Source organism: Porphyrobacter sp. CACIAM 03H1 (assembly GCF_002215495.1).
Classification (GTDB): domain Bacteria; phylum Pseudomonadota; class Alphaproteobacteria; order Sphingomonadales; family Sphingomonadaceae; genus Erythrobacter.
On sequence record NZ_CP021378.1, the window covers coordinates 3,258,771 to 3,274,465 of the forward strand.

Genomic DNA, 15,695 nt, shown 5'->3' on the forward strand with positions numbered 1-15,695 from the left:
GGCGAAAGAAGGGACAGAGCCTCTCGCGGCCCTGCCCCCTCGCGGTTCAGTTCGCGAAGTTCACCTTGCGCAGCAGGTAGGTGCCCTGGATCTCGCGGATCTTGTTGTAGAGCTCGATCTGGGTCTTGTTGCCAGCGTCGATATTGGCCTTCCCGTAGGCCTCGAGGAACGCCATGTAGCGTTCCTTGCTCGGACCCAGCGCCTCGGTATTGGGAAATACGACGATCAGCACGACGTTGAACTCGCCATCGCCATAGGGCACGCCGTAGATGGCGTAGTCCTTGATATGGCCGAGCTTCTTCTGGATCTCGTTGGCAGCGATCCAGGTCTTGCGCAGGCCGCCGAGGTAGGTGTCGGCGTGGCCTTCGTCGACCTTGACGAGGGTCATCTCGATCACCTCGTCGGCCGGGGTGTAGTCCTTGTAGACCTCGGCAGGCTGGGCATAGGCCGGTGCCGCCAGAGCAAGCGAGCCTGCCGCGATGCCGCAGCCGATCAGTTTGGCAAGTGTCTTCATGATGTCCTCCAATGCGTGATGCTATTGGAGGGTTTGCACGCGATGATGCTGCGGTTGTCCCCTCACCCTAACGCGCGCTGGCGTGCCCGCAGCATGCCCGCGCTTCTCCCCCCGGCAGGAAAGTGCGCCTCGGCGCCGGATCAGTCAAGTGGGTTGCCCGAGACGACATAACGCCGGCTGACTTCGCCTTGGCCGTAACGCAAAAAGGGCAGAGCCTCGCCCGGCCCTGCCCCTGTGCGGCAATCGTGCCTCCGCCGCCCCCGCAGGAGCGCGCGAATTGATCCGTCAGCTGTCGCCGGCCGGCGCGCTCTGCAGTTGGCAGTAGTTGTGCAGGCCCATGCGCTCGATCATCTCGAATTGCTGTTCGATGAAGTCGACATGCTCTTCCTCGTTCTTGAGGATGTAAGCGAACAGCTCGCGGCTCACGTAGTCGCGCACGCTCTCGCAATATTCGATCGCGTCGCGCAGCAGCGGGATCGCCTCGTTCTCGAGCGCGAGATCGGCGCGCAGGATCTCCTCGACGTTCTCGCCGACCTTGAGCTTGTGGATCGCCTGGAAGTTGGGCAGCGCCTCGAGGAACAGGATGCGCTCCGCCAGCTTGTCGGCGTGCTCCATTTCCTCGATCGATTCGTGGCGCTCGTAGGCGGCGAGCTTCTTGAGACCCCAGTTGTCGAGCACGCGATAGTGCAGCCAGTACTGGTTGATCGCGGTCAGCTCGTTGGTGAGCGCCTGGTTGAGATAGTCGATGACCTTCTGGTCGCCCTTCATGGGGAAAGCTCCTTGCGTAATGTCAAAGCCGCGTGCCGGCATTGCCGTCATTGTAGACGGTGCCGGGGCCTATCCGCAAGGGTCGGGCGAGAAAAATCTTTGCGAATCAGTCGCTTGCGAGCCGTTCGCAATCGCGGCTCAGGCGGCCTCTACTGCGAGGAAATCGCACTTGGCGGCGGCGCGCTCGGCGTCGATGATTTCCTGCGCTTCATCAAGGCACTGGCCGCAATTGGGGCGCTTGCCGAGGCAAGCGTAGGTCGCTTCTGCGTCACCCTCGCAGGAGAGCGCGGCTTTCCGCAAGTCGGTCTCGCGGATGGCATTGCAGATGCAGATGTACATGGGCGTGCGAATCTTTCCTGCGAGGCGTTTGCAGGAGCGAATGTATGCGAACCATTCTTAATAACAAGTGGGAAAATCACTTCCTCAAGGGAAAGACCGTCCGGTAGGTGAGACACCGCCACAGCCATTCGAGCGGGCCGTAACGGTAGCGATCGAGCCACGGCTTCGACCATGCGAGCATCAGCACCCAGGCCAGCACCACCACGACATAAAGCTGCGGGCGGTTCAGCTGCCCGAACAGGCCCAGCGCCCAGCCGTGGAACAGGAACATCATCACCACCGAGGTGCCGAGATAGTTGGTGAAGGCCGCCCGCCCGGCTGCGCGCACGCGATCGCCGAGCCAGCCGGTGGCCGAGGGCGCATAGGCGACCAGCAGCGCGACGAGACCGATCACCATCCACAGGCGCGGCAGGGCGCTCATGCCGAGGAAGGCGGCCTGGGTGCCGAACGGGCTGAAACCGTCAGCCTGCATCAGCAGGCCGATCGCGAGGTGCGCCAGCCCTCCGGCGATCATTCCGGTCCAGCCCCAGAGCACCAGCTTCTCCCGCGCGATCGCACCCGAGAAGAACCCGATGCGGTAGAGCGCGATGCCGATCAGCATCAGCGGCAGCGTCTCGAAGCCGAACAGGAAGACATTGGTGAAGGGCTCCAGCCCCTGCTCGCCGATCCGGTGCGCCACCAGCGCGGCATAATCGCCCGAGGCGATCGCCTCGTTGACCGGCGCCTGCTCGGCGATCTGGGACTGCATCTCGGCCCTCATCCCGTCGCGCATCTCGGCCATCTCGGGCGAGCTGTCGCCCAAGGCGGTGCCCGTCACCAGCCAGGGGAAGACCGTGAAGGCATAGAACACCACACCCAGCATGTAGCCGGCAAGGCCCACCCAGAGCTGCGTCTTGATGCTCCATTTGAGGCAGGCCAGCACAATCAGGCCGACCAGGGCATAAAGCGAAAGGATGTCGCCGAACCAGATGAAATAGAAATGGAAAAGCCCGAAGCCCAGCAGGATGACCAGGCGCCATGCCTGAAGCCACCGGGTCGCGCCGCGCGCCCACGCCTTCTCCATGAACAGGTACATCCCCGCCCCGAACAGCAGGGTGAACAGCCCGCGCATCTTGCCGTCGACGAGGATGAACTGCGCGATCCACATCCAGCCATCGGGATCGCCGGCGGGGACGAGAAACTTGCCGGGCGTGAAGTAGGCCATCATCGGCTGCCCGAAGGCGACGATGTTGGCGGCAAGGATGCCCATCACCGCCAGCCCGCGGATGAAATCGAGCGTGTCGATGCGCTCGGCGGCGCCCACCGGGGCGATCGCGGACGCGGGAACCGCGGCGGCGTTGTCGTCGATGCTCGGCGCAATCGTGTCGTTCATGGCTGATCCCCCGGCCCTTGAATGGCGGGAGACTAGCAGAGCGCGGCTCTTTGAAAAGAGCGGGTTGTCGAAATCGCTCGGCGGTTGGTCCGCGTTCAGCCCTGCCCGGCGACGACGCAGGCCTTGCCCTCGCGCTTGAGGCTTGCGCAGGCGCGGCTCGCCTCGCTCTCGCTGGCAAAGCCGGTGGCGAGCAGGCGGGTCAGGCTACCGCTAGGCACGAGGGTCTTCCTGGTTCCGGCGAGCGCGGCGTGGCCGGAAAGCTGGCCCCACAGGCGGTCGGCATTGGCGGCGACGCCGAAAGCGCCGAGCTGGACGCGCCAGTTGCCCTGCCGGCGCGGGGCGGCGGCAGGCGCGGGGACGGGCGTCGCGGCGGCGGGCTTGGGCGCGGCAGCAGCAGCGGCGGCGGCGACCGGCACAGGCGTGACCGTTCGCGGCGCGGGCGGCAGGCCGGCGGCCTTGGGTGCGGGCTGGGTCACGGCAGCGACGGCCGGGCGCTTGGCCGCTGCGCCTGCCGCAGCCGGAACCGGAGCCGGAGCCGGAGCGGCAGCCAGGCGCGTGCCCAGTTCCACTGCCGCCAGCTCTGCGGAACGCTGGGCCTTGGCCCCCGCCTCCAGCTCGCGGGCGAGCGACTGAGCCTGGGCCCGCTGGGCCTGCGGCACATACTTGTCCATCTGCGCCAACGCGTCGCGCGCCTGCGGCAGACCCGAACCGTTCGCCAGCGTCATCAGCGCATAGGCGCGCACCCAGTCGCGCGGGGCGTAGTCGGCGTTGAAGTGCGAAAGGCCGAGCACGTATTGCGCGCGCGGATCACCGCGGTCGGCGGCAGCCTTGATCAGCGGCATGGCCTTTTCCTGCTCGCCTTCCTGGAACAGCATCAGCCCGTAATTGTCGGCCGCCTTCACATGGCCGAGCCGCGCCGCCTCTTCATAGAGCTTGCGCGCGCGGGCGTTGTCGACCTCGACCCCGCGCCCGAGGCGGTAGGCCTGGGCGAGGTTGAACAGCGCGTCGGGATCGCCCGCCGCCGCCGGACCCTGCCATTCGACCACCGCGCGGGTGAAATCGCCCGCGCTCCACGCGTCGACCCCGGCCTTGACGTCGGCCAGAGCCGGAACGGCCAGCATCGCCAGCACCGTGCCCGCAGCGACCACGCCGCGCTTTGCCATCGTCTTCGTCACCATGATCCTTGCCATCGCCTGTCTGCCTCGCGGTGTGCCGGTGGATGTCTCGCAGGGCAGCATAGGCAAACACGGTTAGCAAATGGTTGCCTGCCACCCCGGCACCATGCTGCGGCAGAGGGTGCGGCAAAGGTCGCGAGGGCGATCAGGACCTTCTTGCACGCGGCAGCCCGTTGTTAACTCTAAATTAGGGGTATCCTGCGATCCCGTGTCCATCCAGCCGTTGTCGCAGGGTCGCAATAGGGCGGCCTGCCAGCGGTTCAATCCATGGGGGACCCAGGCGTTGCGTGTACTCGCTTTGGCATCGCAGAAAGGTGGATCGGGCAAGACCACCCTGTCCGGACATCTCGCCGTCCAGGCCCAGCGCGCCGGCGCCGGGCCGGTCGTGCTGATCGACATCGACCCGCAAGGGTCGCTCGCCGACTGGTGGAACGAGCGCGAGGCGGAATATCCTGCCTTCGCCCAGACCACCGTGGCGCGTCTCGCCAACGACCTCCAGGTGCTGCGCCAGCAGGGCTTCAAGCTCGCGGTGATCGACACCCCGCCGGCGATCACGATGGCGATCCAGTCGGTCATCTCGGTGGCGGAGCTGATCGTCGTGCCGACCCGCCCCTCCCCGCACGACCTGCGCGCCGTGGGCGCCACGGTCGACCTGTGCGAGCGCGCGGGCAAGCCGCTGGTGTTCGTCGTCAACGCCGCCACCCCAAAGGCCAAGATCACCTCGGAAGCCGCGGTCGCGCTCTCGCAGCACGGCACCGTCGCCCCGATCACGCTGCACCACCGCACCGACTTCGCCGCCTCGATGATCGACGGCCGCACGGTGATGGAAGTCGATCCCGAAAGCCGCTCCGCCGCCGAGATCGCCGCGCTGTGGCGCTACATCGCCGACCGGCTCGAAAAGAACTTCCGCCGCACCGTCTTCGCTGCCGCCCCCAATGGCGCGGGTCAGCACATGGGCGGCGTGCCGCGTCCGGCCGGCGGCTTCGGTCGCCGGGTCGCGCAGTAAGCGGGAAGGCGGACAGGCCCATGTCGGATTCCGGTTTCGCCTCGCTCGGCCCCTCGCTGCTGGCCCGCAAGGGCGGCGCCAAGCCCGCGATGCGTCCGCAGGTCGCGCCGCTGGTGACGGGCGAGACCCCGGTCGCCGAGGAGCAGCTCGAGGATCTCGGCTGGAACGACATGGGCGATTCGGACCATGAGGGCGGCGCCGAGATCGTGCCGATCAACGCCGACATCGCGCCTGACGGCATCCCCGCGCACCCCGGCCCGATCGTGCGGCGCCAGCAGCGTCGGCTCGAGGAGCGCGTGCTCGCCGATGCGGCGATGACCGGTCCCGAGGACCGCGAACCCGAATATGACGAGGACGGCGAGGCTCTCTACGGCGAGGCCGAGGACGAGGATTACGGCTACGAGGACGAGGACGAGGACGAGGAGGCGGACACCGCGCTCTACGCCCCGCTCGCACCCGAACCCGTCGCCGCACCCGCACCCGCGCCGCGCGCACCCGCCAAGCCGCGCGTGCCCGCCGTGCAGTCCGGCCGCCGCGCCGCCTTCACGCTGCGGCTCGATGCCGACCGCCATCTCAAGCTGCGTCTCGCCGCGACGATGCAGGGCGTCAGCGCCCAGGCGCTCGTGACCGAGGCGCTCGACCGCCTGCTCGCCGAGTATGGCGAGCTCGACGTCATCGCCAACCACCTCAAGCGTCACTGATCCGGCGCGCGACCGACCACCACCACGAAACGTGAACAGCCAGGACCGAACGGGGGAAATGACAATGGACCGTAAGCTCAAGACCGGCATCGCCACGCCGCGCCTCGCGCTCGCCGTCACCACTGCGATCGCCGGACTGGCGATGGCCGGGTGCATGGCCTCCGCCGCGCCGCGTGCCGACGTGTCCTTCGGCAGCGCCCAGACCGCGCTCGCCAAGGGCCAGGTCGACAAGGCGATCATGCACGCCGAGGCGGCCGTTCTCGCCGAGCCGCGCAACCCCGGCTTCCGCGCGCTGTTGGGCGCGGCCTACCTCGAGGCAGGCCGCTTCGAATCGGCGGCGACCAGCTTCGGCGACGCGCTCGATCTGGGTGACGAGAACCCGCGCACCGTGCTGAGCTTCGCTCTCGCCAAGATCGCCACCGGCGATTCGCGCGCGGCAGTGACCGTCCTCGACGAATATGCGCAGAGCCTCGATGCCGCCGATCTCGGTCTCGCCCTCGCGCTCGCCGGGCAGCCGGAACGCGGCGTCCACGTGCTGATCAACGCCGTGCGCAGCGCCGAGCAAGCCACGCCCAAGCTGCGCCAGAACCTCGCTTACACCTATGCCCTCGCCGGCAACTGGCGCGCGGCGCGGGTGATGGCGGCCGAGGACGTGCCCGCCGACCAGCTCGAGGCGCGCCTTTCCCAGTGGGCCTCGCGCTCGGCGCCCGAACTGTTCCAGGAACGCATCGCCGCCATGCTCGACGTGACCCCGCGGGCCGACGCCGGCCAACCGCAGCGTCTCGCGCTCGCCAATTTCCCGGCGCAGGAGGTGATGGTCGCCGAAGCCGCCGCCCAGGGCGCAAGCGAACTCGCCTATGCCGAGCCGGTGAAGGTGGCCGATCCGGCTCCCTCGGCGACCTTCACGGCCGCCTTTGCCCCCGCCGCCGCAGCGCCCGAGCCGGGAGTCGCGACGGTCGCTCCGGCCACTGCCGGCCCGCGTTTCGTCTCGGTCCCGGTGGTGCAGGAACTGCCCGCCGCTGCCGCCCAGTCGCGCCGCGCGCCGGGCGCGCCGCGGGTCGCGGGCAATGCCTCACAGCGCCGCATGGCCGCCCCCGCCGCCGCCCCCGCGCCTGCGCCGGTGGCGAGCGACAAGGCCGCCGCCTCGCACCTCGTCCAGCTCGGCTCCTACAACAGCAAGATCGAGGCCGAGCGCGGCTGGAACGCCCTCAAGGCGAAGTTCCCGCAGCTCAAGGATCACCAGCCGGTGATCACCGAGGCGCTGGTGAACGGCCGCACCTTCTGGCGCGTCGCCGCAGACGGCTTCGGTCCGAACAGCGCCAAGGCTATGTGCGGCACGGTCAAGTCGGCCGGTCGCGGATGCTTCGCCTATGCCGCCACCACCCCGCCCGCCGGCGCCGTCAAGCGCGACGTTCGGATGGCCGCGCGCACCCGCTGACACGATTTCCTGTCACAGGAATGAGCAAGCCTTGCTCCCGGACAGCCCCGCGCTGTCCGGGAGTTGTTTTTCGGCACCTGCCGGAACTCAGAGCGCCAGCCGCACCCCGCCCTTCCACAGGCCCAGCACCCGCCCCTGCGCACCCTGCCGGTCGAAGGGAGTATTGTCGGCGGTGGCCTCCATCTTGCGCCGGTCGATGATCCACGGCGCGTCCGGATCGATCAAGGCAAGGTCGGCCTCCAGCCCCGCCGCCAGCGCCCCGGCAGGGACGCCGAGGATGCGGGCGGGATTGGTCGCCAGCAGGTCGAAGGCGCGGGGGGTGTCGACCACGCCATCCCGCACCAGCCCCAGGGTCATGGCGAGCAACGTTTCGGCCCCCGCCATGCCGGGCAGCGCATCGGCGAAGGGCAGGCGCTTGTCCTCGGGCCCGCGCGGGTCATGGCCGCTGGCGATCACGTCCACGGTGCCGTCGGCGATGGCGGCGAGCGCCGCCTGACGGTCGGCCTCGCTCCTGAGCGGGGGCGAGAGACGGGTGAAGGTGCGGAAGTCGGCCGTGGCGAGGTCGGAGAGCATGAAATGCGCCGGCGTGATCCCGCAGGTCACCGGCAGGCCCCGCGCCTTGGCCTCGCGCACCAGCTCGAAGCCCCGCGCTGTCGTCACCTGCCGGATGTGGAGCCGCGCCCCCGCGAGTTCGGCCAGCGCGATATCGCGGGCGATGGCGAGCGCCTCGGCCTCAGCGGGGGCAGCGGGCAGGCCTAGCCGGGTCGCGATCTCGCCTGCCGTGGCAGCCGCCTCTCCGGCCAGCCCGCCGTCTTCGGCATGGGCGACGACCACCAGATCGAGCATCGCGGCATATTGCAGCAGCCGCAGCATCACGCCGCTGTCGGCGATCCAGCGCCGCCCGGTGGCGATGCCCCGCGCCCCCGCATCCTGCATCAGCGCCAGCTCCGCGAGTTCCCACCCCTCAAGGCCCCGCGTCGCGGCGGCGAGGGGATGGACCCACAGGTCGGGCTTGCCGCTCTTGGCGATGAAGCCCACCCGGCTCGGCAGGTCGAGCGGGGGCGACTGATCCGGCATCAGCGCCGCACGGGTGATCCCGCCGAAGTGGAAGGCGGGCTTGTCGACCGCGAAGACCCCGAGATCGACCAGCCCGGGGGCGAGCAGACGCCCGCGGGCATCGACCACCGCGTCGCCATCCTGCGGTGCGACATCAGCCCCGATCGCGTCGATGACCCCGCAACAACACCGCAACGCACCGGCAACCACCCCCGCATGAGTGACCAGCTGCGCGTTTACGATGGTGAGCGGCTCCGCCTGTCTCATGCCCAGCCCTCCAGCCCGCGTGCGCCGCGCGTCAGCACGTCGAGACAGGCCATGCGGATCGCCACGCCCATCTCGACCTGCCGGGTGATCAGCGAGCGACCCGCAAGGTCCGCGACCTCGCTGTCGATCTCTACCCCGCGGTTCATCGGCCCCGGGTGCATGACCAGCGCATCGGGCCGGGCGAGCGCGAGGCGTTTCGTCGTCAGCCCGTAGAGGTGGCGGTATTCGCGCGGGGACGGCACGAACTGGCCGCTCATCCGCTCGGATTGCAGGCGCAGCATCATCACCACCTCCGCGCCCTCGAGCGCCGCATCGAAGCGGTGGTGCACCTCCACCCCCATTGCCTCGATCCCGGCAGGCATCAGCGCGGGCGGCGCGCAGACCCGCACCTTGGCACCGAGCGCCGTCAGACACAGGATGTTCGATCGCGCGACCCGGCTGTGCAGGATGTCGCCGCAGATGGTGACGGTGAGGCCGGTGAAGTCCTCGGCCCCCTCCCCGCGCTCGGCCAGCGCATGGCGCAGCGTCAAGGCATCGAGCAGGGCCTGCGTCGGGTGTTCGTGCTGTCCGTCGCCAGCATTGAGCACCGGGCAATCGACCTTGTCCGCGATCAGCCGCGTCGCGCCCGAGGAACCGTGGCGGATCACGATCGCATCGGCGCGCATCGCGTTGAGCGTGATCGCGGTGTCGATCAGCGTCTCGCCCTTCTTCACGCTCGAGGTGGCGGCGTGCATGTTGACCACGTCCGCCCCCAGCCGCTTGCCCGCGATCTCGAAGGACAGCAGCGTGCGGGTGGAGTTCTCGAAGAAGGCGTTGATGATCGTCAGCCCGGCCAGCCGGTCGCTGTGCTTCGCGCTCTGCCGGTTGAGCGCGACCCACTGCTCGGCCTCGCTCAGCAGGTAGAGGATCTCGTGGCGCTGGAGGTGCCCGATTCCGGTGAGATCGCGGTGCGGGAAGGCGAGCCTTCCGGGCGGAAAGCGGCCCGCTGAGGGCGAAGGATCGGTCGTGGCCATTAAAGCCACGCCCTTAGTCGAGCCGCATCCGCCGCTCAACCCCGCCGCGTAAGCTTTCCGATAGAAGTTGCCGGCCAAAGACCCTAGATCGGGAGGGCCAAGGCAAAAGGGACATCGGATGAGCTTCGTCGGCAAGGTTTGGAAGATCCTCGTGGGGATCAAGGACGGGCTTGTCCTGGTGTTCATGCTGCTGTTCTTCGTGGCGCTGTTCGGGGTGCTCTCGGCCCGGCCCAATCCCGGGCAGGTGCGCGACGGGGCGCTGCTGATCGACCTCGACGGGATCGTGGTCGAGGAAAAGACCGCGCTCGATCCGATCGAGGCCCTGCTCTCGCGCAGCGCGCCGCTGGGCGAGACTCGCGCGCGCGATATCGTCCGCGCGCTCGATGCCGCCGCGACCGACACACGGGTGAAGGCGGTCGTGCTGGACATGACCACCTTCCTCGGCGGGGGGCAGGTGCACCTGAAACAAATCGGCGCGAGCATGGACCGCGTGCGCAAGGCCGGAAAGCCGGTGCTGACCTACGCGATGGGCTATGCCGACGATCACATGCTGCTGGCTGCCCATGCCAGCGAGGTGTGGCTCGACCCGCAGGGCGTGGCGGTGATCGCCGGGCCGGGGGGCAGCAATCTCTACTATGCCGGGCTGCTGGAAAAGCTGAGCGTCAATGCGCGGGTCTATCGCGTGGGCGAGTTCAAGTCGGCGGTCGAACCGTGGTCGCGCACCTCGATGTCGGACGAAGCGCGGGCGAACATCGGCGGGCTCTACGGGGCGCTCTGGGAGGAATACCGCGCAAATGTCACAAAGGCGCGGCCCCGGCTCCAGCTGGCGCGGGTGACGGGCGATCCGGGCGCGTGGATCGAAAGTTCGGGCGGCGATCTGGCCGAGGCGGCGGTGGCGGCCGGGCTGGTCGACAAGCTCGGCGACCGCGTGCAGTTCGGCGCGCGGGTGGCCGAACTGGCGGGCAAGGACCCTTGGAGCGAACTGCCCGGCAGCTTCGCCGCGAGCGAGCTTCCCGCCTATCTCGCCGATCTCGGGCAGGAGCGGAAGGGCAAGAAAATCGGCGTCGTCACCATCGCGGGCGAGATCGTCGACGGCGATGCCGGCCCGGGCGTCGCGGGGGCGAAGCGCATCGCCGACCTGCTCGACGAGGCGCTCGACGATGATCTTGCCGCGCTGGTGGTGCGGGTGGATTCGCCCGGCGGCTCGGTGACCGGCTCGGAAGAGATCCGCCGCGCGATCCAGCGGTACCGCGACCGCAAGATCCCCGTCGCCGTGTCCTTCGCCAATGTCGCCGCGAGCGGGGGCTACTGGGTGGCGATGGCGGGCGACAGGATCTATGCCGAGCCCGAGACCGTCACCGGCTCGATCGGGGTCTTCGCCGTGATCCCGACCTTCGAAGGGGCCGCCGCACAGCTCGGCGTCACCTCCGACGGCTATCGCACCACGCCGCTGTCGGGTCAGCCCGACCTGATCGGCGGCTTCACCCCGGCAATGGACAGCCTGTTCCAGACCTCGATCGGCGGCACATACAAGGATTTCCTCGCGCTTGTTGCAAAGTCGCGGCGGATGCCGGTGGACCGGGTCGATGCCGCAGCACAGGGGCAGGTATGGGATGGCGGCACCGCGCGCCAGCTCGGGCTGGTGGACGAGTTCGGCGGCCTTCCCGACGCGCTCGGCTGGGCGGCGGGCAAGGCCGGGGCCAAAGAGGGCGAATGGCACGCAGTCCACCTCGGCGAACGCGGTGCCAATTACGATTCGCTGATCCGCCAGCTGATCGTCGGCGACGATGCCCGGCAGGGCGCGTCGGCCGGGGGCGGCGACATCTTCGCGATGACGGCGCTGCGCCGCGAGCACCTCGGCGCCCGCATCGCCCGCGATGCCGAACGGCTGCTGGGAACCCGCGGAATCCAGGCCTTCTGCCTCGCCTGCCCCGCCGGAATCGTCGCTCCCGCCGCCACGCAGCGCAGCGCCGCGCCGCCGGGCGAGGGCGTGCTGGCGCTGCTCGGCTGGCTCGCCGGCAGCTAATTCGCGCAGGCGGCGCACGGGCGCTTGCCAAGCGCGCGAGGCCGCATTAAAGGCGCCCCCCTGTCCGGGCATCCGAGCCCATCGGACGGGCGCGTAGCTCAGCGGTAGAGCACACCCTTCACACGGGTGGGGTCACAGGTTCAATCCCTGTCGCGCCCACCATCCTTCCCACGATCTGGAAGAGATGGTGCCGGCTCTCATGGAAAAAGTATGAAAAGCGTGGGTCGGAATTGGCCCGCGACCGATCGGCCGCGCGGCATCACGGGCAGGCTGTCTCGCGCAGGAAGACCGCGTCCTCGTCGCCAAATTCGAATGCGAACCCGCGCTCGATCGCCGTGCAGCGCAGCAGGATCGCCTCGTCGCTCGACATCAGCGCGTGCTCGCAACCGATGCCCACAACGTCGTCCATCGTGAGCAGATCGAGCGCGATATCGTAGTCCATGCCTTCGACATCGAGGATGAAGAATTTCGGAACGCCCGGGGTTCCGAGGCTCCGCACCGGGGTGAGGGCCACCGGATAGGATACCCGGTGTGCCGATATGAACGCGCGATCGCTCCCGCTGCCCGAACGCAGGTTCTGCGCATTGCTTTCCGGGCGCAGCGACGAAATGCCCCTGATCCAGTCCGCGGGCGGCGTTTCGAAGGTGTCGATCTCGAAGAAGGAGATGATGCCCGCGTGATTGTGGACCACGGCCCGGGTGACCCCGTTGCCCGGCTTCGCCAGCGCATTGCACCCGTGGCGGGAATACGCCAGTGCGCGGAACCGGCTTGGTCGTTCACGCCGACAAGGATCACCTCGCACGCGCTCTGCCCGGCATCCATCGCGGCGATGGCATCGTGCATCCGGGTGTAGATCGAGGTCATGACAGCCACCATTGGCTTGCTGTCCCCTCAAGGACCCTTGCGGACAATTCGCGATCGAACCAGTCGGGCCAGCCGCTGGAGACCTTGCGCAGGTCCGGCTCGCTTATCGCATCCGTTCCGATCCAGGCCCCCAAGGCCGCCCGGTTGGCCGCGGCCTCGGGGCACGAGAAGAGGGCCTCGTAATCGACCCGGAAAAGATTGCGGTGGGCCCGCAGGTGCCCCTCGACGGACTGCAGGTCGGCTTTGGTTTCGAGCGCCGTGCGGATCGCCTCGATGGTGAGGTGCAGAAATTCTGCCGCGTGCTGCGCAGATTCTCGTTTCCGAAAGACTAGATCCTGTAGCCCAGCGGGGCGAGTCCGCTCACCACGCCTGCGACATAGGCCGCGCCCTTGTTCGGACTGCCGTTGAACTGCGACCCCGGCCAAGGGCTTCCGCTCGCCGGTTCCTGCCCGCTTGACCCGGGCGGGGTTGTCGCGGCAAGGCTCGCACTCTTTCCGCCGGCGTCCGGCGGACTTGCGAGGTTATCCGATGCGAAAGATGTTCCGGGGCCGCTGGCTCGTCGTGCTCGCCGCCCTTGCCGGCGCGGCCCTGCCTGCCTCCGCGCAGTCCTTCATCGAGGGGCAGTTCGATCCCGCCATCCCGACCCTGACCGCAACGGTCGGCCATGCGCCCGGCACGCGCATCACCTCGCCCGACCAGACCTATGCCTACATCAAGGCGCTGGCCGAGGCGGCGCCGGATCGCGTCCGGCTGGTGCAATATGCGACGAGCTGGGAGGGGCGGCCGCTCTACTACCTCGTGATGTCCGCGCCGCAGAACATGGCGCGGCTCGACGCGATCCGCGCCGACATGGCGAACATCGCCGCGGGACGACCGGGCAACGGCACCGCGATGCCCGTGACATGGCTGGCCTACGGCGTGCACGGCAACGAGATCTCCTCGACCGATGCCGCGCTGATGACCGCCTACCACCTGCTCGCCGCCCAGGGCGACGATCGCGCCGCGAAGATCATGGCCGAGACCATCGTCGTGATCGACCCGATGCAGAACCCCGACGGGCGGGCGCGGTTCGTGAACAACTTCCTCGCCTCGACCGGCATCGCGCCGGCAGCCGACCGTCAGGCCGCCGAGCACGACGAGCCCTGGCCGAGCGGGCGGGTGAACCACTACATGTTCGATCTCAACCGCGACTGGTTCACCCTCTCCCAGCCCGAGACCCGCGGCAAGGTCGCCGCGATCCGGCAGTGGAACCCGGTGGTGGTGATCGACCTGCACGAGATGGGCGGGGACGAGACCTATTTCTTCTCGCCCGCCGCCCAGCCTTTCAGCCCCAACCTCACGCCCGCGCAGATCCGCGCCTACGAGCTGATCGGCCGCTACAACGCCGCCGCCTTCGATGCGCGCGGCGAGCCCTATTTCACCCGCGAGGTCTACGACCTGTTCTACCCCGGCTACGGCGACACCTGGAATGCACACCAGGGGGCGATCGGTTCGACCTACGAACAGGGGTCGGCGCGCGGGCTGGTGTGGAAGCGGCGCGACGGGACCGAGCTGACCTATGCCGACACCGTCGCCAACCACTTCACCGCCAGCCTCGCGACCGCAGCGGCGGTGGCCGACAATCCGCAGAAGTTCCTCTCGGACTTCGCCGCCTACCGCGCGGCCAATGCCGGCGGGGGCGCGGGGCGCGGCACCTATGTGATCGACTTGGCCAAGCGCCGCTGGCACGCCGAGCGGCTGGGCCGCCGCCTCGCCGAACAGGGCATCACCGTTCTGCGCCGCGAGGGCAGCACGACGATCTGCGGCAAGTCCTACCCCCAGGGCTACCTCGCCGTGTCGCAGGCACAGCCCGCCGCGCGGCTGATCCGCAGCCTGCTCGACCGCGACACCCCGCTGCCGCCCGACTTCCTCGCCGAGCAGGAGCGCCGCCGCTCGGTCGACCTGCCGCACGAGCTCTACGATGTGACCGCATGGTCGGTGGGGCCGATGGCCGGGGTCGACGTCCAGCTGTGCAACGCCGCCGCCAGCGGCGAGCCGCTGCGCGCCGATGCGCCGATCGCCCCCAAGACCGAAGGCAGCGGCAGCTTCGCGGTCGCGGTGCCATGGACCGATGGCGGACAGGCGCGGCTCGTCACCCTCGCCCTGCGCGAAGGCATCGAGGGCCGCGTCACCGACAAGGCCTTCACCGCCGCAGGCCGCGCCTATCCGCGCGGCACGGTGGTCTTCCCCGCCGGGAGCAACACGCCCGAGAAGATGGCCCGCCTCACCGCGCTCGCCCGCGAGGTCGGCGCGCACACCGTCGCGCTCGAGAGCGGCTGGGTCGAGAGCGGCCCCAATCTCGGCAGCGAACGCTTCGTGCGGCTCACCCTGCCGCGCGTCGCGGTGGCGTGGGACGACGGGATCTCGCAGCTCTCCGCCGGCAGCCTGCGCTATGTGCTCGAACAGCGCATCGGCCTGCCCGTCACGCCGATCCGCACCAGCCGCCTCGCCCGCGCCGATCTCGGCAACTACGACGTGGTGCTGGTGCCCGAGGGCGATCCCTCGAGCGTGCTCGGCGAGGGCGGCCAGCGCAACTTGCGCGAATTCGTGCGCCGCGGCGGCGTGCTGGTGGCGATCGGCGACAGCCTCGAGACTTTCAGCGGCGGCGACAATCCGCTGCTGGCGGTGAAGCGCGAGGCGGCCCTCGGCCGTGACCCTGCCGAGGCAGGGGACGAGGGCAAGGGCGCGCTCGCCGAGGCGGTCGAGATCGCCAGCGACGCCGATTACCGCGACGCGATCAAGGACCAGGCCGCGCTTCCAGACACCCTGCCGGGCGCGCTGCTCAACGTGGTGGGCGAGCCCGACCACTTTCTGTCGGCAGGTTATGACGACGGCGCGGTGGTGCTGGCGACGGGGACGCAGATCTTCACCCCGCTGGGCCGCGACAAGGGCGTCAACGTGCTGCGCTTCGCCGCCCCGGGCAACCTCATTGCCAGCGGCTATGTGTGGGACGAGAACCGGCGGCAGCTGGCCTACAAGCCCTACCTGATGGCGCAGCAGCAGGGCCGCGGGCTGGTGATCGGCTTCGCGCACGACCCCTCGACCCGGGCCTATCTCGAAGGGCTCGACCTGATGATCGCTAACGCCGTGCTGGTTGCGCCCTCACGGGTGCTCTGA

General features: G+C 69.1%; 14 protein-coding genes and 1 tRNA gene. 6 read left to right on the top strand and 9 right to left on the bottom strand.

The annotated features are described in order from the left end of the window. Positions 1-46: 46 nt before the first annotated feature. The 5 genes from CBR61_RS15435 to CBR61_RS15455 all read right to left on the bottom strand — a co-directional run bounded on the left by CBR61_RS15435 (position 47) and on the right by CBR61_RS15455 (position 4,183). A complete protein-coding gene (locus CBR61_RS15435) occupies positions 47-514 on the bottom strand; it encodes a hypothetical protein (protein WP_088915175.1) in 468 nt (155 codons plus the stop codon). Positions 515-799: 285 nt separating this feature from the next. Then, positions 800-1,282: a bacterioferritin gene (gene bfr / locus CBR61_RS15440; protein ID WP_088915176.1), complete on the bottom strand. Its 483-nt coding sequence runs from the start codon at positions 1,280-1,282 to the stop codon at positions 800-802. 138 nt (positions 1,283-1,420) lie between these two features. Continuing rightward, on the bottom strand, positions 1,421-1,621 hold the full coding sequence (locus tag CBR61_RS15445; RefSeq protein ID WP_088915177.1) for a (2Fe-2S)-binding protein: 201 nt from the start codon (positions 1,619-1,621) through the stop codon (positions 1,421-1,423). A gap of 76 nt (positions 1,622-1,697) precedes the next feature. After that, a complete protein-coding gene (locus CBR61_RS15450; RefSeq protein ID WP_088915178.1) occupies positions 1,698-2,993 on the bottom strand; it encodes a DUF418 domain-containing protein in 1,296 nt (431 codons plus the stop codon). 95 nt (positions 2,994-3,088) lie between these two features. Continuing rightward, positions 3,089-4,183, bottom strand: a complete 1,095-nt coding sequence (locus CBR61_RS15455) for an SPOR domain-containing protein (RefSeq protein ID WP_233996762.1) — start codon at positions 4,181-4,183, stop codon at positions 3,089-3,091. A gap of 268 nt (positions 4,184-4,451) precedes the next feature. Here CBR61_RS15455 and CBR61_RS15460 point away from each other — a divergent pair, with 268 nt between their 5' ends. The 3 genes from CBR61_RS15460 (at position 4,452) to CBR61_RS15470 (ending at position 7,313) form a co-directional block, all read left to right on the top strand. After that, positions 4,452-5,174, top strand: a complete 723-nt coding sequence (locus tag CBR61_RS15460; protein WP_088915179.1) for a ParA family protein — start codon at positions 4,452-4,454, stop codon at positions 5,172-5,174. A gap of 20 nt (positions 5,175-5,194) precedes the next feature. Further along, entirely contained in the window at positions 5,195-5,875 is a 681-nt protein-coding gene (locus tag CBR61_RS17185) for a hypothetical protein (RefSeq protein ID WP_088915180.1), read from the top strand. 64 nt (positions 5,876-5,939) lie between these two features. Further along, on the top strand, positions 5,940-7,313 hold the full coding sequence (locus tag CBR61_RS15470; protein WP_157696635.1) for a tetratricopeptide repeat protein: 1,374 nt from the start codon (positions 5,940-5,942) through the stop codon (positions 7,311-7,313). An 87-nt stretch (positions 7,314-7,400) separates the two neighbouring features. Here CBR61_RS15470 and CBR61_RS15475 read toward each other — a convergent pair whose 3' ends face one another. Together CBR61_RS15475 and CBR61_RS15480 are read right to left on the bottom strand one after the other, a co-directional pair. After that, the gene (locus tag CBR61_RS15475; protein WP_088915182.1) at positions 7,401-8,636 is read right to left on the bottom strand and encodes a dihydroorotase; all 1,236 of its coding nucleotides are present in this window, start codon (positions 8,634-8,636) and stop codon (positions 7,401-7,403) included. Beyond that, on the bottom strand, positions 8,633-9,649 hold the full coding sequence (locus tag CBR61_RS15480; RefSeq protein WP_088915183.1) for an aspartate carbamoyltransferase catalytic subunit: 1,017 nt from the start codon (positions 9,647-9,649) through the stop codon (positions 8,633-8,635). Before CBR61_RS15480 ends, CBR61_RS15475 begins: the two co-directional genes overlap by 4 nt. 118 nt (positions 9,650-9,767) lie before the next feature. Between CBR61_RS15480 and sppA the strand changes: the two genes are divergently transcribed. After that, a complete protein-coding gene (gene sppA, locus CBR61_RS15485; RefSeq protein ID WP_088915184.1) occupies positions 9,768-11,675 on the top strand; it encodes a signal peptide peptidase SppA in 1,908 nt (635 codons plus the stop codon). A gap of 87 nt (positions 11,676-11,762) precedes the next feature. Further along, a tRNA-Val gene (locus CBR61_RS15490) sits at positions 11,763-11,837 on the top strand. Between the two features lie 97 nt (positions 11,838-11,934). Here CBR61_RS15490 and CBR61_RS15495 read toward each other — a convergent pair. Both CBR61_RS15495 and CBR61_RS15500 read right to left on the bottom strand, forming a co-directional pair. Then, positions 11,935-12,477, bottom strand: a complete 543-nt coding sequence (locus CBR61_RS15495) for a hypothetical protein (RefSeq protein ID WP_157696636.1) — start codon at positions 12,475-12,477, stop codon at positions 11,935-11,937. Between the two features lie 58 nt (positions 12,478-12,535). Further along, positions 12,536-12,964, bottom strand: a complete 429-nt coding sequence (locus tag CBR61_RS15500; RefSeq protein ID WP_088915186.1) for a hypothetical protein — start codon at positions 12,962-12,964, stop codon at positions 12,536-12,538. 103 nt (positions 12,965-13,067) lie between these two features. Between CBR61_RS15500 and CBR61_RS15505 the strand changes: the two genes are divergently transcribed. Beyond that, complete coding sequence (locus CBR61_RS15505; RefSeq protein WP_088915187.1) at positions 13,068-15,695, top strand: M14 family metallopeptidase; 2,628 nt, start codon at positions 13,068-13,070, stop codon at positions 15,693-15,695.